Origin of the sequence: Proteus faecis (genome assembly GCF_003144395.1) — a bacterium.
Classification (GTDB): domain Bacteria; phylum Pseudomonadota; class Gammaproteobacteria; order Enterobacterales; family Enterobacteriaceae; genus Proteus; species Proteus faecis.
In genome coordinates this window covers 24,008-44,057 of the sequence record NZ_PENZ01000035.1, presented here as the reverse complement: position 1 = coordinate 44,057, position 20,050 = coordinate 24,008, and the positions used below count along the sequence as shown (strand labels likewise).

The following is a 20,050-nucleotide window of genomic DNA, read 5'->3' as shown; positions in this document are numbered from 1 at the left end:
ACTTGCTCCAATTTAGACAGGGTCTTTATGAGTAGTTATTAATGGAAATTTAACAAATACTTGAGTACCGCCCTGTTCACGTACTTTTATAGTATAAGAACCATTTAAGCTATTTGCGCGTTCACGCATAATAATAAGACCATAATGATTTAATTTTTCAGGTTCTGGGCTAATTCCTTCACCGTTATCATTAATTTTTAGTTCAACCATGCCATTATTTAGAGATAAAGAGACTTCAGCCCAATTGGCATTGGCATGTTGTAAAATATTATTTAATGCTTCCCGGACGATTTGTACAACGTGAATACTTTGATGTGAATTCACACATTTTGCGGGTAATTGATAGTCAAAATTAATAGGGAAACCAAGGCGCTGATTAAATTCAGTCAATGTACTTTCTAATGCAGCAAGTAATCCTGGCTCGGTGAGTTTTAAACGAAACGTGGTTAACAGTTCTCTTAATTGACGATAAGCCACATTAAGCTCTTCTCGCATCTCTTTAAGGAGTTTTTGACAATTATCGGGTAAGGTTTCTGACTGCATCTGCAAATAGCTAACTTGCATTTTTAAACAAGAAAGCGATTGAGCAATAGAGTCATGTAATTCACGAGCAATAGCCGAACGTTCATCCATTAATAAAAGCTGCTGTTGTTGCTCGTTTTGTTGTTCCATTGCCAGCATCGCCGAGATCTGTTTTGTCAGCAATAACATTAAATTATTCTGTTCATCTGTTAGCGTGGTATGTTCTGGTAGTTGCATGACAAATAATCCATAACGATGAATTTGATCAGCAAGTTCCCAATGCAATAATTCACTATGTAATGGAATGGTATCAGAAGAGGTATCATCACAACGTTCACATTGTGGATCAGGACAATGTTCGGCGCGTGGTTTAAGTTCTAAACTGATTTCATTAAACAGTGTGTGATGATTATCTTCATATAAACGTATCTGAAAATAAGTATCGGGAATGATTTGTTGAAGCTCAAATAATATCTGTCTTAATCGGGCACAAAGTGGTGCCGGAGAGTGTAATTGTTGGCTTGAATGATAGAGATAAGAGAGCACTTTATTTTTCTGTTGTAAGTCGTGAGTTTTTTCAACCACTCTTTTTTCTAATTCGCTATACAGCGTAGACAGCTCTTCTGACATGGTGTTGAGTGCAATACCCAATGTGGCAATTTCATCATGGTGTGTACGCTGGTGGAAACGTGCTGAAAAATCACCATGACCAATGGAATTAGCCATCGCCATAAGTTGTTGCCAAGGATGTAATAAACGGCGACGGAAATGCCAAACAGAGCCAAACAGTAATAACAGTGTGAGTGCCGTGAAAATAAGCTGGGTATAAGCCACCAGCCTGATTTTTTGTTCTGTAAGTTGGTCGATACTTAATACTAGTTTATCTAGCTGTGAAACAAACAAGGCAACTTCTTGTTTAGCTTCATCGCGTTGCTGAGCATAAAGTAAGGTTGGTTTTAAGGTATCTTTCCAGTATGTATTTAATTGAGCATATTGTGATTGTAGCGATTTATTGCTTAAGACTTGACGTAATTCACCACTGTCTAAGTCGGTTTCTAATTCGTGAAGATAATAACGATGTTGTTCATCTAGAGGTAAAGCAGATAGCAAGCGATAGCTTTGCATTCGCAACGATCCTGATTTATTAATGGCATGAGCATTACCTTGCACACTCAAAATAATATGGTTAGAAATCGCCATTCCTACCACACCCAATAGCGTGAAAAGTAACATTAATATCGCTATCTGATTAATAATTGAAAAACGGTAGTGCCATTGGATTTTATGTGTACTCATCGTTATTTTTCCAAGTTTATTCTGGCGCTATATTGCCTTAAAAAGACACCAAATGTCATATACTACTAAAGTATTACTCCTAAATATCCAATGGGGATAATTTCACTTCTAAATTATAGTGTTTTTAATTTAACTAATTAATTTAAAATGAAAAATTAAGGGTTATGTTATTAATACTTAGGTGTAAACAATGATTTTAGTTCAAAAAACAAACAAATGTTTGCTTGATGCAGATCATGACTAATTAACAATTCTAATCGTACAAAGATGCCAATCTAACCGTTAATCGAGGTTGTTATGGCACTCACTCAACACCCAGAAAAAATGAGAAAAGGGGTGATCGAAGATTGGCACCCTGAAGATAAAGCTTTTTGGGAAAAGACTGGTCAAAAGATCGCTTCACGCAATTTATGGATTTCTGTTCCTTGTTTACTTTTATCATTCTGCGTATGGATGCTTTTTAGTGCCGTTGCAGTAAATTTGAACAAAGTTGGTTTTAACTTTACCACAGATCAGCTGTTTATGCTGACTGCTCTGCCTTCAGTATCGGGTGCTATTTTACGCGTTCCTTACTCTTTCGTTATTCCTATTTTTGGTGGTCGTCGTTGGACTGCTATGAGTACTGTATTTCTAATCATTCCTTGTATTTGGCTTGGTTTTGCAGTGCAAGACACCACAACGTCTTACTCAACTTTTATTGTGATTTCACTGCTATGTGGTTTTGCAGGTGCAAACTTTGCATCCAGTATGGCAAACATTAGCTTTTTCTTCCCTAAAGCACGCCAAGGCGGTGCATTAGGATTAAATGGCGGATTAGGCAATTTGGGTGTCAGCGTCATGCAATTAGTTGCACCATTAGTTATTGGTGTGGGTGTGTTTGCTATGTTTAGTGGCCCTGGTGTTGTTCAGCCTGATGGTTCACGTTTATGGCTAGAAAATGCCGCATGGATTTGGGTTCCTTTCTTACTTATTCTGACGTTTGCGGCTTGGTTTGGTATGAATGACCTTGCGGCTAACAAAGCTTCTTTAAGCCAGCAATTACCTGTTTTAAAACGGGGGCACCTCTGGTTGTTAAGTATTTTATACCTATGTTCTTTTGGTTCATTTATAGGCTTCTCTGCGGGTTTTGCCATGCTTTCTAAAACCCAATTCCCCGATATCGTTATTTTGCATTATGCCTTCTTTGGGCCTTTATTAGGTGCATTAGCTCGCCCTGTGGGTGGGGCTTTGTCTGATAAATTTGGCGGCATTAGAGTCACGCTGATTAATTTTATCATTATGGCAATTTTCTCCGCTTTACTTTTCTTAACACTGCCTGTCAATGGCGCGGGTGGTTCATTTATCGCCTTCTTCAGTGTTTTTATGGTGCTGTTTTTAACTGCGGGGTTAGGTAGCGGCTCCACATTCCAAATGATTGCAGTGGTGTTTAGAAAAATCACGATTGATCGCATGAAAGCACAAGGTGCTACAGACGAAGATGCTCAAAAAGAAGCGGTAACAGAAAGTGCGGCTGCACTTGGTTTTATCTCCGCGATTGGTGCAATTGGTGGCTTTTTTATTCCGAAAGCCTTTGGTACATCACTGGCTATGACTGGTTCACCTGCCGGTGCAATGAAAATCTTTGTTCTATTTTATATTGCCTGCGTCTTGATCACTTGGTTGGTCTATGGGCGTAAACACAATAAACAATAATGACGAATTATACGCAATGTGAGAGCGCTCGCGCGCATTGGGAGAGTATCTGATGAGTAAGTTTCTCGATAGATTCCGCTATTTTAAGCAGCTTGGTGATACCTTTTCACAGGATCATGGCCAAGCGCTAAATGTTAACCGCGATTGGGAAGATGGTTACCGTAGTCGCTGGCAACACGACAAAATCGTTCGTTCTACTCATGGTGTAAACTGTACCGGTTCTTGTAGCTGGAAAATTTACGTCAAAAATGGGTTAGTCACATGGGAAACCCAACAAACGGACTACCCGCGCACACGTCCTGATTTACCGGATCATGAGCCTCGTGGTTGTCCTCGTGGTGCAAGCTATTCATGGTATTTATATAGCGCGAATCGCGTTAAATACCCAATGGTACGTAAACGTCTCATTAAATTATGGCGTGAAGCAAAAGTACAGCATAGTGATCCTGTTGATGCATGGGCTTCTATTGTTCGCTCGCCAGAAAAAACCAAAAGCTATAAACAAGCGCGTGGACGTGGTGGTTTTGTGCGTTCTTCATGGTCAGAAGTGAATGAAATCATTGCCGCTTCTAACGTGTTTACAGCGAAAGAGTTTGGGCCCGATCGTATTATCGGTTTCTCGCCAATTCCAGCTATGTCGATGGTCTCATATGCTGCAGGAGCGCGTTATTTGTCTCTGATAGGTGGCGCATGCTTAAGTTTCTATGACTGGTATTGTGACTTACCACCCGCATCACCCATGACTTGGGGTGAGCAAACCGATGTTCCTGAATCAGCAGATTGGTATAACTCTTCTTACCTGATTGCATGGGGCTCTAACGTACCACAAACACGTACACCAGATGCCCACTTCTTTACCGAAGTTCGCTACAAAGGAACTAAAACCGTTGCAGTAACACCTGATTACGCTGAAATCGCGAAACTTTGTGACCAATGGTTAAATCCAAAGCAAGGTACTGATAGTGCAATGGCAATGGCGATGGGACACGTTATTCTTAACGAGTTCCACGTTAAACGCCAAACTGAATATTTTAGTAACTATGTACGCACTTACACTGATATGCCGATGTTGGTGATGTTAGATAAGCACGATTCAGGCAAGCTAGTTGCAGGTCGTATGTTGCGTGCTTCTGATTTAGTGAACAATCTGGATCAGGAGAAAAATCCAGAGTGGAAAACCATTGCCATTGATGAGAAAACACAGCAATTGGTTGCTCCTCAAGGGTCAATGGGCTTTCGTTGGGAAGGTGTTGCTAAATGGAACCTAGAGCCTAAAGATGGCAAAAGTGGCGAAGATATCACTTTACAATTAGGCCTTTTAGATAATCACGATGATATTGTTGATGTGGCATTCCCTTACTTTGGCGGGCTCAAGAGTGAATACTTTGAAGGTGTTACCCTTGATGATGTGATTATTCATAAACTGCCGGCTAAGCGTATTACACTTGCGAACGGTGAAGAGAAATACATCACAACAGTCTATGATTTATTGTTAGCCAACTACGGTGTTGATCGTGGTTTAAATGATGAAAACTGTGCATCAAACTACGATGAAATTAAGGCATATTCACCGGCATGGGCTGAAAAAGTGACGGGTGTAAGCCGTCAAGATATCACTCGTATTGCACGTGAGTTTGCAGATAACGCAGAAAAAACACATGGTCGTTCTATGGTGATTGTGGGAGCCGGTATTAACCACTGGTATCACATGGATATGACTTATCGCGGCATTATTAATATGCTGATTTTCTGTGGTTGTGTCGGTCAAAGTGGTGGGGGTTGGGCTCACTATGTTGGACAAGAAAAACTGCGTCCACAAACGGGTTGGTTACCATTAGCCTTTGGCCTTGACTGGCAGCGCCCGCCTCGCCATATGAACAGTACGTCATTTTTCTATAACCACTCGAGTCAGTGGCGTTATGAAACCGTATCACCAACAGAGTTGTTATCGCCATTAGCGGATAAATCTCGTTTTAGCGGTAGTTTGGTTGATATGAACGTACGTTCAGAACGTATGGGATGGTTGCCTTCCGCGCCTCAATTAAATTTAAACCCTCTGTCTATTGCGAAAAAAGCACAACAAGCGGGTGTTAGTGCTACTGATTACACCGTTAATGCATTGAAATCAGGTGAGATCCGCTTTGCTTCAGAGCAACCTGATAATCCACAAAACTTCCCGCGTAATTTATTTATCTGGCGTTCTAACTTGTTAGGTTCGGCGGGTAAAGGGCATGAGTATTTACTGAAATATTTGCTGGGAACTGAAAACGGATTACAAGGTAAAGATTTAGGCGAACAAGGCCAAGTTAAACCACAAGAAGTGGAATGGCAAGATAAAGGCGGTGAAGGTAAAGTTGATTTAGTCGTGACGTTAGACTTCCGTATGTCGAGCACTTGCCTGTTTTCCGATATCGTTTTACCCACCGCTACATGGTATGAAAAAGATGATATGAATACGTCGGATATGCATCCATTTATTCATCCATTAACCGCTGCGGTTGATCCTGCTTGGGAGTCGAAAACAGATTGGGAAATCTATAAAGGTATCGCTAAAACCTTCTCTAAATTGTGTGTAGGTCATTTAGGTGTCGAAACGGATTTAGTGACATTACCTATTCAGCATGACTCTGCCGCTGAAATGGCACAGCCTTTTGATGTAAAAGATTGGAAAAAAGGTGAATGTGACCTAATTCCGGGTAAAACAGCCCCACACCTTATTCCTGTTGAGCGTGATTATCCAAATACCTATGCTCGCTTTACCTCACTTGGGCCGTTAATGGATAAACTAGGTAATGGCGGTAAAGGGATCAGTTGGAATACTCAGACAGAAGTCGATTTTCTGAAGAAACTCAATCGTGTTCGTCATGAAGGTGTGGCAAAAGGGCGTCCAGCGATTGAAACGGCGATTGATGCCGCCGAAGTTATCCTCTCTTTAGCACCTGAAACTAATGGTCAAGTGGCTGTAAAAGCGTGGGATGCGCTAAGTAAAGTGACAGGACGCGATCACACTCATTTAGCTAAAGTAAAAGAAGACGAAAAAATTCGTTTCCGCGATATTGTTGCTCAACCTCGTAAGATCATCTCAAGCCCTACATGGTCTGGTCTTGAAGATGAGCACGTCTCTTATAACGCTTGTTATACCAATGTTCACGAGATGATCCCTTGGCGTACTTTAAGCGGTCGTCAGCAGTTGTATCAAGATCACGAGTGGATGCGTGCTTATGGTGAAAGTTTAGTGGTCTATCGTCCACCAATTGATACTAAGGCGATTGATGCAGTTAAAGGCAAAAAACCAAATGGTTTCCCTGAAAAAGCGCTGAATTTCCTGACGCCTCACCAAAAATGGGGTATTCACTCAACGTATAGCGATAACTTACTGATGTTAACGCTCGGTCGTGGTGGCCCTGTGGTTTGGCTGAGTGAAGATGATGCTAAAGAGATGGGAATTAGTGATAACGATTGGGTTGAAGCATACAACAGTAATGGAGCATTAACTGCAAGAGCGATTGTTAGCCAACGTATTCCTGATGGCATGATTTATATGTATCACGCTCAGGAACGTCAAATAAATCTACCGGGCTCTGAAATAACAGGCATGCGTGGTGGTATTCATAACTCTGTGACGCGTGTTTGTCCTAAACCAACTCATATGATTGGTGGATATGCTCAGTTAGCTTATAGCTTTAACTATTACGGCACTGTGGGCTCTAACCGTGATGAGTTTGTTGTGGTGCGTAAAATGAAACAGATTGATTGGCTTGATGGTGAAGGTGATGCTTATCAACAGACCCTGAATGGACAGGAGAAGGCATAATGAAAATTCGTTCACAAGTCGGTATGGTACTGAACCTCGACAAATGTATCGGTTGCCATACCTGTTCAGTAACCTGTAAAAATGTTTGGACCAGTCGTGAAGGTGTTGAATACGCTTGGTTCAATAACGTTGAGACTAAACCGGGGACAGGGTATCCACAAAATTGGGAGGACCAAGAGAAGTGGAAAGGTGGCTGGATCAAAAATATCAAAGGTAAATTAGTACCAAGAATGGGTAACCGTGTTGGTCTATTATCTAAAATTTTTGCCAACCCAGATGTCCCAGCATTAGACGATTACTATGAGCCATTTGATTATGACTATGAGCATTTAAAAAATGCACCAGAAGGTTCATTACCGACAGCACGTCCTCGCTCGCTGATCACTGGTCAGCGCATGACTAAGATCGAAAAAGGCCCTAACTGGGAAGATGATTTAGGGGGCGAATTTAGCAAACGTGCTGCGGATAAAAACTTCGCCAATATGCAAAAAGAGATGTATGGGCAGTTTGAAAATACATTCATGATGTATTTACCACGTTTATGTGAACACTGCTTAAATCCTGCTTGTGTTGCGACATGCCCAAGTGGTGCGATTTATAAACGCGCTGAAGATGGCATTGTGCTTATTGACCAAGATAAATGCCGTGGATGGCGCATGTGTTTAACTGGATGCCCATACAAAAAAATCTACTTCAACTGGAAAAGCGGTAAGTCAGAAAAATGTATTTTCTGTTATCCACGTATTGAAGCTGGTCAGCCAACATTGTGCTCAGAAACCTGTGTCGGACGTATTCGTTATCTTGGGGTGATGCTGTATGACGCAGATAAAATCTCACAAGCTGCCAGTGCGGATAATGAAAAAGATTTATACCAAAGCCAGTTAGATATCTTCTTAGATCCATTTGATCCTGACGTGATCAAAGCAGCAGAAGAGCAAGGTATACCATTAAGTGTGATTGATGCAGCACAGCGCTCACCTGTTTATAAAATGGCTGTGGATTGGAAGCTGGCATTACCACTGCATCCTGAATATCGCACCTTACCCATGGTTTGGTATGTACCGCCTTTGTCACCGATTCAATCAGCTGCTGACGCGGGTGTCTTACCGCATACTGGTGTGTTGCCTGATGTAGAAAGTTTACGTATTCCAGTTCAGTATTTAGCAAACTTACTGACAGCGGGTGATACGGCACCCGTTTTATTAGCATTAAAACGTATGCTAGCGATGCGCCATTACAAACGTGCTGAAGCCGTAGAAGGCAAAACAGACCTAAGTGCATTAGAGCAAGTAGGTTTGACTGAAGCGCAGGCTCAAGAGATGTATCGTTATCTAGCTATTGCTAATTATGAAGATCGCTTTGTTATTCCATCAAGTCATCGTGAACTTGCAAGAGAAGCTTTCCCAGAACGTAATGGTTGTGGTTTTAGCTTTGGTGACGGTTGTCATGGCAGTGATAGCAAATTTAATTTGTTTAATAGTCATCGTATTGATGCGATTGATATCACACCAAGAACACCACAAGATGAACGTCGTTCAGAGGAGAAAATATAATGATCTCTCTGAAAGTGATTTCTCATCTTTTAGATTATCCCACACAAGAATTGTGGGATAACCGAAATGAACTTATCGATGCATTACAGGAAGCCGATGAGCTTCCTGTGACTCAAGTCGCGAAATTAATGGCATTTATTCATACCTTAACGCAACAATCGTTGTTAGATGCGCAAGCCCATTACAGTGAGCTTTTTGATAGAGGCAGGGCGCGATCACTGCTGTTATTTGAACACGTTCATGGTGAGTCTCGCGATCGTGGTCAGGCAATGGTTGATTTACTCAATCAATATCAACACGTGGGGATCACATTAAGTTGTCGTGAACTTCCTGACTATTTGCCAACGTATCTTGAGTACTTAACGTTTTTACCTACAACCGAGAGTATTGAAGGGCTAAACAATATAGCGCCTATTTTGGCTCTGTTAGGTGAACGTTTAAAACAACGTGGTAGTGACTATCACGCTCTCTTTGATGTGTTACTTTGCCTTTCACAAAGTGAATTGGAAGCATCACAGTTGACGGCTCAAGTAGCAAAAGAGCCTTTAGATGATACACCTGCTGCATTAGATGCTGTGTGGGAAGAAGAACAAGTGACGTTTCTTGGAGAAGGCACGCAATGTGGTAGTGGCAAAATCAGCCAACATCAGCGTCGTTTTGCACAAGAGACTACAGTTCAATATCTCAACGTGGGGAATTCGTTGGATACGGGAGCACAAAAATGAATTACATCAATATGTTATTTTTTGATATCTATCCCTATATTGCTGGTGCCGTTTTTATTATCGGTAGCTGGTTACGTTACGACTATGGTCAATATACATGGCGTGCTGGCTCTAGCCAGATGTTAGACAAGAAAAATATGCGCCTTGCTTCTAACTTATTTCATGTTGGGATCCTTGGTATTTTTGCTGGTCACTTTCTGGGAATGTTAACGCCACATTGGATGTATGAATCTTTCTTACCAATTGAATATAAACAAATTATGGCGATGGTCGGTGGTGGTACTTGTGGTGTGTTAATGCTGGTGGGGGGGATCATGTTATTAAAACGCCGTTTAACCAACCCACGGGTAAGAGCTACATCTTCATTTGGTGACATTATGATTTTAACGCTATTGGTTATTCAAGTCGCGTTAGGTTTGCTAACTATTCCCTTCTCAGCTCAACATATGGATGGTAGCGAAATGATGAAGCTGGTGGCTTGGGCACAATCCATAGTGACTTTCCACGGTGGTGCTTCAGCTCATCTTGAAGGTGTCGCATTCGTATTTAAATTGCACATTTTTTTAGGTATGACGATTTTCTTATTGTTCCCATTCTGTCGATTAGTTCATATTTGGAGCGTGCCAGTTGAGTACTTAACTCGTCGCTATCAAATTGTGCGTAATCGTCATTAATGAATACCCATCTCCTGATAGTAAGTTAGAGATCTTTTAGTTGCGCTTTCTCCCCCCCGCTTGCGGGGGTTTTTTTTATCTTTTATTCCTGAGTTAAAACATCAACAAATTTTTTGAATGGTTAAAGCAATAATCTTTAGATTCATTTAAGAATGGTTACACCTATAATTGTTTTAACGAAATGAATTTATATAAAGTAATAAACAGTTAATTAAATATCGTGATATTTAATTAAATTTAAAGATAGATAATTGATTGGTTATTATTAATAAATAAACTCAAGTGTAAATTTAAATTAATCTGAGTCTTGCCATGTAAATTTGGTGCTATGATTTAATTGAGTCTTACCTCTATTATACTATCGGAGATTATTATGAGCTTTAAATATCATCGTATTGATAAAAATAATGCCGCTGTTCTGCTGGTAGATCATCAAGCTGGATTACTCTCTTTAGTCAGAGATATCGAGCCTGATAAATTCAATAATAATGTATTAGCATTAGCTAATGCCGCTAAATATTTTAATTTACCTACCATTTTAACGACTTCTTTTGAAGATGGTCCTAATGGTCCTCTAATGCCTCAGCTCGTCGAAATGTTCCCAGATGCTCCCTATATCGCTCGCCCTGGTCAAATCAACGCATGGGATAACGAAGATTTCGTTAAAGCCGTTAAAGCAACAGGTAAAAAACAACTGATTATTGCGGGTGTTGTGACTGAAGTTTGTGTTGCATTCCCTGCATTATCTGCACTTGAAGAAGGTTTTGAAGTCTTTGTTGTCACGGATGCTTCAGGAACTTTCAATGCGATTTCTCGTGACTCAGCGTGGGACAGAATGTCAAAAGCAGGGGCACAATTAATTAACTGGTTTGGTTTAGCTTGTGAGTTACACCGTGATTGGCGTAATGATATCGAAGGATTAGGCACGCTGTTTGCTAACCATATCCCAGACTATCGTAATCTTATGACAAGCTATAATACTTTAACAAAAAAGTAAGCGGTTAATTTAAGTTTTATCTAAAAATAGGGCTTATATTATTTTTTGAAAAATATAATTTAATTAAAATTTAGTTTTATTAAATTATAGATATAAGCCCTTAATTAATAAACGGATAGAAAATGAAAAGTAAAATATTAAAAACAACCGCTATTGCGATGGCATTAAGTGTGGGTGTTGCACAGGCGGCTGAATATAAAGCAAGTACTGCTGAAGGTCCAATTAAAATAGTCAACTTAAAAGCCATGGAAGCACAAGTTCAAGCTAATATGGAAAAAGGCGCTTTTGGTTATATTCGTGGTGGCGCTGAAGACGAAAATAATTTACGTTCAAATACAACTGCATTTGATAAAAAATATATTATGCCTCGTTCATTACAAGGCATCGAATTTTCTGACTTAAATTTAAAAACAGAATTTTTAGGTATTAAATTAGATACGCCTATTATTCAGGCACCGATGGCAGCTCAAGGGCTTGCACATCAACAAGGCGAAGTTGCCACAGCAAAAGGTATGGCAAAAGCAGGTTCTATATTTTCATTAAGTACTTATGGTAATAAAACCATTAAAGAAGTGGCAGATGCTCAACCGGGTTATCCTTTCTTCTTTCAATTGTATATGAGTAAAAATGATGCCTTTAACGAGTATATTTTATCTCAAGCAAAACAGTATGGCGCTAAAGGTATCATTATGACTATCGACTCTTCTGTTGGTGGTTATCGTGAAGATGACGTGAAAAATAATTTCCAATTTCCATTAGGCTTTGCCAACTTGGAAGCATTTGCAAAAATCAGTGATGATAAATCGAAAACAGGTAAAGGTGCGGGGATTAGTGAAATTTATGCACAAGCTAAACAAGCCTTCACACCAGCAGATATTCAGTATGTGAAAAAAATGTCTGGTTTACCTGTGATTGTAAAAGGTATTGAATCGCCTGAAGATGCAGATACCGCCATTAAAGCTGGTGCAGATGCGATTTGGGTTTCTAATCACGGTGGCCGTCAATTAGATAGTGCACCAGCAACCATTGATGTATTACCGGCGATTGCTAAAGTGGTGAACAAACGTGTACCTATTGTTTTCGATAGTGGTGTACGTCGTGGTTCACATGTCTTTAAAGCGTTAGCTAGTGGTGCAGATGTTGTGGCTATTGGTCGCCCGATTCTTTATGGATTAAATTTAGGCGGGGCTGAAGGTGTAAATTCAGTTATCCAACATTTAAATAAAGAATTAAAAATTAATATGATGTTAGGTGGCGCAAAAACAGTAAAAGATATTCAAGCGACACATCTTTATACCGATGCTAGTTTTAATCAATAATTAGCTTATTTAGTTAAGAATAATAAAAACCCCACGCTTAATTTGAGTGTGGGGTTTTGTCTAATAACTGATTAAAGATCTATTTTTCGGTTGATGGTGTCTCACCAAAACAGAGATTATTTTGATTATTAATGCCACCATCAGGGGATGAATAACCCAAGCAACCTAACATCGAGTCAAAAATATTGTGATGATAGAATGTGCGCTCCGCATCTTGATTACGTTTTAGGTTATCAAATAACTGCTTATTTTCAGGTTCGGCTAAATAGCTATCTGACATCCAAACTAAGAAAGGTATTTTAAATTGTTCTGGTGGTGCGATTTCTTTTGGTGTGCCGTGTAAGCCACCTTTTTCTGAAATAGATTCACCGTGATCGGAGGTATAAAATACAATGGCTTTTTTATCGCGTAATGTATCGAGGATGCCATCAATAAAATAGTCAGTATAAAGAATAGAGTTATCATAAGCATTGACTAACTGCTCTTTAGTACACTCATCATCCACATTTAAACATTCAGGCTGGTATTTTTTGAATGACTCAGGGTAACGTTGCGAATACATAAAGTGAGAGCCTTTAGTATGTAAAATCACTAAATGATTCCCCTTTGGATGCTGAGAAACTGCATTTGCCGTTTCAGCAATTAATAAGGTGTCATCAAGCTCTTTACCAAAATTACTATTTTTTGCTGTCATCATCTCTTTCATTGCGTAGTTATTTAAATCAAGTTTATTGTAAAACCACAACTCGCTTTGCATTGAGAACAGCTCTGATGACATACCTAGTTGACTTAATACTGAGAAAATATTGTTCTCTTTTAATGTTCGCTGATCGTTACTTTCTGTTCCGTTTTCTCGCACAAACATACATTTTAAAGAGAGCTTTGTTGCGGTATCACAAGAAACACCTTTAAAGGCAACAAGATTTTTCTCTTGGCTTAATAGAGGATTCGTTTGACGTTCATATCCTAACAACCCCATATGATCCCATCTTGCTGTTTCACCGATAATAAAGACAACATACACATCTTCATTCGCTTTTGAGGGTTGGTAAGTGAAGTGATCAGCGGGATCAAAAATATTTTGGTTATTAAATGTATCGTCATACTGTGTTATTGCATATTGGAACAATGGAATGATCCAGTTTGTGGGCAAGTATGCGTAACTTAAACCACCACTGTAGCTGGGTAAATCTAAGTTATTTTTGATTTCGTAGGCTTTCTGTTTTGAATCTAAGGTCTTTAGATAAGCAAATACAGCGACGGCAATCACAAGCATTTTGGCTGTGTTTTTTATCCAGATTTTTTTCTTTTGCTCTGTAGTGAGATTTTTTTCTGGTTTTTTACATAGCCAAATAAGTGTTAATGGCAAAATAGATAAGCCAATAATCCAAATAATGACATTAGGACTAACCAGCTCTTTTGATAAATCGGTATCTGTGGTTAGGGTAGAAATAATAATACCGTAACCAATGACAACATCGTAAAACGAAATATAGTAGCTAGCACAAACGCTGACGATAAGAATAAAAGAGGCGACTATTTTAAAAAAGAGGGAACCAAAAAAGGAAAGTAAACGCAGTAAAAAGAAGGTAAAGGCAATATTAACGACAACTTCACCTAGAATATATAATACATCAATGAGGGGGTTGTTTGTATTCTGTGTGCCGTATCGGCCAATGTAAACGGAAATATTTAGAAAAAAACCAAGATAGATAGCTAAAAAAAGGACAATATTTTCTTTCGAAAACCTTAAAAACTTTAATTTTTGCATGTTCAGTTATTATCAATGTATATGGTGTAGAGGTCTTTAAGACCACAAAGTTGTTTTCAGGTTCAGTATTATGTTCTTTTTTTTATTGAAGTTTAAAAATTTTTTCTTTGAATTACATTGATATCAAAATTATTAATTTTGAATAGTTCTAATAAATAGACGTATTGATAGCGATATTAGAAGGTTGTCATCATTATATATGGCAAGATCCTGATAGAGGCAGATAAGAACGTGTATTTGCATCATCGTTATTTTCGCTAAATAAAGAACGTTCTTTTGCTATAAAGCCTTATGTATAACGTGTTTTTATAGATATCTAATCGACATAAATATCGTCATTAGTGTCGAACATCGCTTGCTATTTTAATCTTTATTATTTTCTTACTGATTTTTTTATTTTATTTTTCTTTATTTTTCATTGCATTGCAGAAATATAAAAAAGCGTGCTTCTTTGGCACACTCTCTGCATAGATAGAGGAGAGAATCAGGTAATAGCCTGAAAGTTGATGAACACAGGAGCAATGTTGATGAAAAAAGTCATCACGGTCTGTCCGTATTGCGCCTCAGGATGCAAAATCTACCTGAAGGTGGAAAACGGTAAAATCATTGGCGCTGAAGGAGCCAATGGTTTAACAAACCAAGGTGAGCTGTGTCTGAAAGGGTATTATGGATGGGATTTTATCCATGATACTAAGATACTGACTCCACGTCTTAAAACACCAATGATCCGTCGTGAAAGAGGCGGAAAATTAGAAGCGGTTTCTTGGGAAGAAGCGATTGAGTTTGCCAGTAGCAAGCTTCTTGCTATCAAAGAGAAATACGGTGCTAAATCTATTATGACAACCGGCTCTTCACGAGGCCCTGGTAACGAAGCTAACTTCGTTATGCAGAAATTCGCTCGTGCGGTTATCGGAAATAATAATATAGACTGCTGTGCTCGTGTCTGACACGGCCCTTCGGTTGCAGGTCTGCAGCGTTCGGTCGGTAATGGTGCTATGAGCAACTCAATCGTTGAGATTGAGGATACCAAATGTCTATTTGTCTTCGGTTATAATGCCGCAGACTCGCATCCTATTGTTGCTCGCCGTATTGTTAAGGCGAAAGAAAAGGGTGCCAAAATTATTGTATGTGACCCTCGTTACATCGAAACAGCACGTTTAGCTGATTTACACTTAGGCTTGAAAAATGGCTCTAACATTGCGCTATTAAATGCGATTGCGCATGTGATTATTGAAGAAGGATTGCATGATAAATCCTTTATCGAAAATCACACCGAGCAATTTGAAGAGTATTGTAAATTAGTTGAAAGCTATACACCTGAATCAGTTGAAGAAATAACAGGTTTAAGTGCTCAAATTATTCGTGAAGCTGCACGTATGTACGCGAAAGCAGAAACAGCAACAATTCTTTGGGGAATGGGGGTAACTCAATTCTACCAAGGCGTTGAAACGGTTCGTTCACTGACTAGTTTGGCCTTATTAACGGGTAATTTAGGTAAAAAATACGTCGGAGTTGGCCCTGTTCGTGGTCAAAATAACGTACAAGGTGCGTGTGATATGGGGGCATTACCTAACACACTACCCGGTTATCAATACGTTACTGACGAAAAAGCGCGGGAGAAATTCGCTAAATTCTGGGGCATTGAATCTATGCCTGATGAAATAGGCTATGCGTTAAGTGAAGTTCCTCATAATATCGATCACGGCTTATTAAAAGCGCACTATATTATGGGTGAAGATCCACTGCAAACGGAGCCTGATTTAGCGACAATCCGTAGAACGTTTGAAAAACTGGATCTATTGATAGTACAAGATATCTTTATGACTAAAACAGCGTCTATTGCTGACGTTATTTTCCCTGCAACATCATGGGGTGAGCATGAAGGTGTTTATACTGCAGCAGACCGTGGCTTCCAACGTTTCTATAAAGCTGTTGAACCTGTTGGCGATGTAAAAACAGACTGGCAAATTATCAGTCTGATGGCAACAGCAATGGGTTATCCAATGCATTACAACAATACCAAAGAAATTTGGGATGAGTTGCGTGAGTTATGCCCAATTTATTACGGTGCGACTTACGAAAAAATGGCGGACTTGGCTTACATTCAATGGCCTTGCCCAACAGAAGATAGCCCAGGTACACAATATCTGTACGAAGGCGGTAAATTTGATACCCCTAATGGTAAAGGTCAATTCTTTACTTGTGAGTGGGCGCCACCAATTGACAAACTGTCTGATGAATTCCCAATGGTACTGGCAACAGTTCGTGAAGTTGGGCACTACTCTTGCCGTTCAATGACAGGTAACTGTAAGGCATTGGCTGCATTAGCAGATGAGCCTGGCTATGTTCAGTTAAATACTGAAGATGCCAAACAATTGGGTATTAAAGATCAAGAGTTAGTTTGGATACGCTCTCGTCAAGGTAAAGTTATTACGCGCGCTGCAGTCAGTGATAGACCGAATAAAGGTGCGGTATATATGACTTACCAGTGGTGGATTGGTGCTTGTAACGAACTCGTTGCAGAAAACTTAAGTCCAATTACCAAAACTCCTGAGTATAAATATTGTGCAGTATGTGTTGAGCCAATCAAGGAACAGGCTCAGGCAGAACACTATGTGAAAACGGAGTACAGCAATATTAAACGTCGTTTAAGAGAAGCCGCCGAGGGCTAATCTGACCTCATTAGTATTGTTTTTCTGCCTTAAGACCGAGTTTATTGACCTTATGTTAATAAACTCGGTTTTTTTATGGTTTTTTATTACTGTCGGAGCTTGTTCTTTTCTGTTTATCGCAGAAAAATCACTTAACTTTTGTTTGAATGTTCACCATGCGTTGGCTCACAATAAAAAAGTAAAATGTTACTTTCAATATAATCTTTTTCTAAATCAAGTCGATAAGTTGCTTTTTAATTTATGCGATAACGTGCTATGACTAAGAGGCTTGCTGATTTAAATAAAGTGTTAAAGGCAAGTCAGGATGTGAATTCATCGAATCAAATTTATGTGATGGATGAGAATCAACCGTTGGATAGCGAGAGAGTAAAACGATAAAATCTTGGTAAGCCTGATTTTTATTATCATGAGTAAAAATAGGTGTGCCACTATGATTTAATTCATTATCTGCAATTAATAAAATATCAAGATATTGTGCATTATTGTGCTCATAAAGCACATTTTCAGGGGTAATCTTTTGCCAAGGTGTTCCTATGGCTTCCTTCGGTGAATGAACCCGCAAGGCGCCTGTATTATCCTTAACGTTATTCTTATTCATCATCACGATCATCGTGTGATCAACACCATCTTTATGAACACCTTCAATGGAAAGTTCACTTAAAGAATCGGGTTGGGCAATTAATCTTAAATGAAAAACAGTTGATATTGACTTAGGTGAATTTTGATCTGTTAAGTGACGAGGAGTAAATGTATTCCCTTGAATTAATAGCATTTTTAATTTTAATAAGGCTTGATAGGCTGTATTGCTCTGCCAGCGATCATCCAGCGCTCTGAAATGCCTTTGTGCACCACTGTCTTCTCGAATAAATCCATCTTCTTCGGTGAGAACAAAAGGTTGATACTCTAGTCTGGAGATTGTTTCGATATCATTATCAAAAAGGTAGCGTCCTGTTCGAGTATGGCGAAATGAAAGCGTTGGATCTTGTGCCAAATAGTCGCCATATTCCATTAATGTATTAATATCTTTTTCTTTAGCACCTAATTGCTTTATTAAATCAATAACTATATTTTGGGGAATAAAAACATATTTATTATTTTTGTACTCTTTTCTTATTTCACTGATTTTATCTATAAGCAGGCTATTCATATATAATATGCTCCATTGATGGTTTATATTATTAATAATTAATTAGAGGATTATCTAATGAAATGCGATCAATTAAATTATAGATAGAGATTAATAAGTTTCAAATAAATGAAATAAAAGAGTGTAATAAATTAATTACACTCTAATTAAATAAGTAATTATTTCAGAATTAAAGTATTTCTGGAATTGAAATACCTAAACGTTGCATCCGTGATAATAACGTTGTTCTTTTTAATCCTAATTTTAAAGCAGCACCTCTAGCACCAGCAACTACACCGTTGGTTTCTCTTAATGCTTGAATGATCCTTTCTCGCTCCTCATCATCACTTTCTGGCGCATTAGTTTGCATACGCTTTTCAATAGATGAAGGTTGAGATAGCACCTGTTTTAAACGAGAGGGCTTATTAATATGTAACTCTTTTAATTGAAGGTTTAATGTTGAACCACGCGTTAAAATAACCGCGCGCTCAATAATATTTTCAAGTTCACGAACATTACCCGGCCATGGGTAATGTGTTAATTGTTCCAATGCGTTAGCTGGAATACAATCTATTTTTCTATCCATTCTTCGCGCAATTTTTTGCGTAAAATGTTTTGCTAAAAGCGGAATATCTTCAGGTCGCTCTCTTAATGGCGGAATAATAATAGGAAAAACATTAAGCCGATAATAAAGATCTTCTCTAAACTCACCTTCATCCGTTAAATCATGAAGATCTTTATTCGTTGCCGCAATCAGTCTGACATCCACAGGGATCACTTTATTACCACCTAATCTTTCTATTTCTCGTTCTTGGAGAACACGTAGCAGTTTAGGTTGTAATTCAATAGGCATATCACCAATTTCATCTAGAAATAGGGTACTTTTATCCGCCATTTCAAATCGGCCAATATGTGTATTTGTTGCACCGGTGAATGCACCTTTATCGTGACCAAAGAGATCGCTTTCTAAAAGGCCAGAAGGTACGGCTGCGCAGTTCATCTTTATCATCGTCTTACTTTTTCGTTGACTAAGACGATGGATAGCGCGTGCAATTAATTCTTTACCAGTTCCTGTTTCACCTAATATAAGAACGGTACTATCACTTTGTGCCACTAATTCAATCTGTTCGAGCACATTATGCATAGCATCGCTTTGATAAATAATCTCACTAAAACCTGCACTATTATCTATCTGTTCATTAAGCCAAATATTCTCATTCTTTAAACTATCTTTTAAATGCGTTATCTCTTCATAAGCGGCTGCATTTTCAATGGCAATACCAATACGAGCCGCAATTTGTTGAAGCAATTGGCAAGTATCGTTAGTAAAAACGCTTCCTATTTCATGCGCTAAAATTAATAAGCCAAGAGGTTTGTGATTAAAAGCCAGTGGCAATAACAAAGCCGTCTGCATATTTTGCTTAACTAGACGCTTAATCAAAACATCTTCCTGATCTTCTTTATTAATATCAATTAAGACAGGTTTATTCTGATTAATAATTTCTTCGGCTTTGTTATTCGCGCTACTAAATTTACGTTGTTGGCGAATGACAGATTTCCCAGTCTGATAACGACTAGAATAAAGAATACCTTCACCACTATTTTGTGATGAGGTACGGCATAACATAAGACTAATATGGTTCAGTCCAAAAAAACGATGTATTTCTTTAGAGACTTCAGAAATAAGACCATCCATGTCTAGATGAGCTAATACAGAATTTGTGATATCAACCAAAATGCGATATTGGTTGCGCTCATTACGAAGGCTCTCCATAGTTTCAGCATTGTTACTGCTTAATTTCATGACACCACCGATTGCCCTAAAAAATTAGCTATATTGTAGTAGGTTTATAATAAATTTATATCAATGACTGAATCATTTTTGATCC

12 protein-coding genes are annotated in these 20,050 nt (G+C 38.8%); 8 read left to right on the top strand and 4 right to left on the bottom strand.

What is annotated here, in order from left to right; genetic code table 11:
• Nucleotides 1-12: 12 nt before the first annotated feature.
• On the bottom strand, nucleotides 13-1,818 hold the full coding sequence (narX, locus tag DK858_RS12710) for a nitrate/nitrite two-component system sensor histidine kinase NarX (RefSeq protein WP_109397732.1): 1,806 nt from the start codon (nucleotides 1,816-1,818) through the stop codon (nucleotides 13-15).
• Nucleotides 1,819-2,115: 297 nt separating this feature from the next.
• Between narX and DK858_RS12705 the strand changes: the two genes are divergently transcribed.
• The 7 genes from DK858_RS12705 (at nucleotide 2,116) to DK858_RS12675 (ending at nucleotide 12,592) form a co-directional block, all read left to right on the top strand.
• Nucleotides 2,116-3,510 carry a NarK family nitrate/nitrite MFS transporter gene (locus DK858_RS12705; protein ID WP_109397731.1) on the top strand — a complete coding sequence of 465 codons (1,395 nt, stop codon included), beginning with the start codon at nucleotides 2,116-2,118 and terminating at the stop codon, nucleotides 3,508-3,510.
• 52 nt (nucleotides 3,511-3,562) lie between these two features.
• The gene (locus DK858_RS12700; protein WP_109397730.1) at nucleotides 3,563-7,324 is read left to right on the top strand and encodes a nitrate reductase subunit alpha; all 3,762 of its coding nucleotides are present in this window, start codon (nucleotides 3,563-3,565) and stop codon (nucleotides 7,322-7,324) included.
• Nucleotides 7,324-8,877, top strand: coding sequence for a nitrate reductase subunit beta (gene narH, locus DK858_RS12695; protein WP_109397729.1), 1,554 nt, complete (start codon nucleotides 7,324-7,326; stop codon nucleotides 8,875-8,877). Before DK858_RS12700 ends, narH begins: the two co-directional genes overlap by 1 nt.
• Nucleotides 8,877-9,602, top strand: coding sequence for a nitrate reductase molybdenum cofactor assembly chaperone (narJ, locus tag DK858_RS12690; protein ID WP_194294849.1), 726 nt, complete (start codon nucleotides 8,877-8,879; stop codon nucleotides 9,600-9,602). The genes narH and narJ overlap by 1 nt, the downstream gene beginning before the upstream one ends.
• Nucleotides 9,599-10,276 carry a respiratory nitrate reductase subunit gamma gene (gene narI / locus DK858_RS12685; protein WP_109397727.1) on the top strand — a complete coding sequence of 226 codons (678 nt, stop codon included), beginning with the start codon at nucleotides 9,599-9,601 and terminating at the stop codon, nucleotides 10,274-10,276. The genes narJ and narI overlap by 4 nt, the downstream gene beginning before the upstream one ends.
• A gap of 373 nt (nucleotides 10,277-10,649) precedes the next feature.
• The gene (gene ycaC / locus DK858_RS12680; protein ID WP_109397726.1) at nucleotides 10,650-11,273 is read left to right on the top strand and encodes an isochorismate family cysteine hydrolase YcaC; all 624 of its coding nucleotides are present in this window, start codon (nucleotides 10,650-10,652) and stop codon (nucleotides 11,271-11,273) included.
• A 122-nt stretch (nucleotides 11,274-11,395) separates the two neighbouring features.
• Nucleotides 11,396-12,592, top strand: coding sequence for a lactate oxidase (locus tag DK858_RS12675; protein ID WP_109397725.1), 1,197 nt, complete (start codon nucleotides 11,396-11,398; stop codon nucleotides 12,590-12,592).
• A gap of 79 nt (nucleotides 12,593-12,671) precedes the next feature.
• On the opposite strand, the gene eptB is transcribed toward DK858_RS12675, so the two are convergent.
• The gene (gene eptB / locus DK858_RS12670; RefSeq protein ID WP_109397724.1) at nucleotides 12,672-14,363 is read right to left on the bottom strand and encodes a kdo(2)-lipid A phosphoethanolamine 7''-transferase; all 1,692 of its coding nucleotides are present in this window, start codon (nucleotides 14,361-14,363) and stop codon (nucleotides 12,672-12,674) included.
• 527 nt (nucleotides 14,364-14,890) lie between these two features.
• On the opposite strand from eptB, the gene fdhF reads away from it, so the two are divergent.
• Nucleotides 14,891-17,035, top strand: a complete 2,145-nt coding sequence (gene fdhF, locus DK858_RS12665; RefSeq protein ID WP_109397723.1) for a formate dehydrogenase subunit alpha — start codon at nucleotides 14,891-14,893, stop codon at nucleotides 17,033-17,035.
• A gap of 259 nt (nucleotides 17,036-17,294) precedes the next feature.
• Here fdhF and DK858_RS12660 read toward each other — a convergent pair whose 3' ends face one another.
• Nucleotides 17,295-18,182 carry a 2OG-Fe dioxygenase family protein gene (locus tag DK858_RS12660; RefSeq protein WP_109397722.1) on the bottom strand — a complete coding sequence of 296 codons (888 nt, stop codon included), beginning with the start codon at nucleotides 18,180-18,182 and terminating at the stop codon, nucleotides 17,295-17,297.
• Nucleotides 18,183-18,351: 169 nt separating this feature from the next.
• Nucleotides 18,352-19,965, bottom strand: a complete 1,614-nt coding sequence (locus tag DK858_RS12655; protein ID WP_109397721.1) for a sigma 54-interacting transcriptional regulator — start codon at nucleotides 19,963-19,965, stop codon at nucleotides 18,352-18,354.
• Nucleotides 19,966-20,050: the final 85 nt, after the last annotated feature.

Bases quoted from the DNA above. Each gene is read 5' to 3' on its own strand.
- narX (WP_109397732.1), bottom strand. From the start codon at position 1,818: ATGAGTACACATAAAATCCAATGGCACTACCGTTTTTCAATTATTAAT.
- DK858_RS12705 (WP_109397731.1), top strand. From the start codon at position 2,116: ATGGCACTCACTCAACACCCAGAAAAAATGAGAAAAGGGGTGATCGAA.
- DK858_RS12700 (WP_109397730.1), top strand. From the start codon at position 3,563: ATGAGTAAGTTTCTCGATAGATTCCGCTATTTTAAGCAGCTTGGTGAT.
- narH (WP_109397729.1), top strand. From the start codon at position 7,324: ATGAAAATTCGTTCACAAGTCGGTATGGTACTGAACCTCGACAAATGT.
- narJ (WP_194294849.1), top strand. From the start codon at position 8,877: ATGATCTCTCTGAAAGTGATTTCTCATCTTTTAGATTATCCCACACAA.
- narI (WP_109397727.1), top strand. From the start codon at position 9,599: ATGAATTACATCAATATGTTATTTTTTGATATCTATCCCTATATTGCT.
- ycaC (WP_109397726.1), top strand. From the start codon at position 10,650: ATGAGCTTTAAATATCATCGTATTGATAAAAATAATGCCGCTGTTCTG.
- DK858_RS12675 (WP_109397725.1), top strand. From the start codon at position 11,396: ATGAAAAGTAAAATATTAAAAACAACCGCTATTGCGATGGCATTAAGT.
- eptB (WP_109397724.1), bottom strand. From the start codon at position 14,363: ATGCAAAAATTAAAGTTTTTAAGGTTTTCGAAAGAAAATATTGTCCTT.
- DK858_RS12660 (WP_109397722.1), bottom strand. From the start codon at position 18,182: ATGAATAGCCTGCTTATAGATAAAATCAGTGAAATAAGAAAAGAGTAC.
- DK858_RS12655 (WP_109397721.1), bottom strand. From the start codon at position 19,965: ATGAAATTAAGCAGTAACAATGCTGAAACTATGGAGAGCCTTCGTAAT.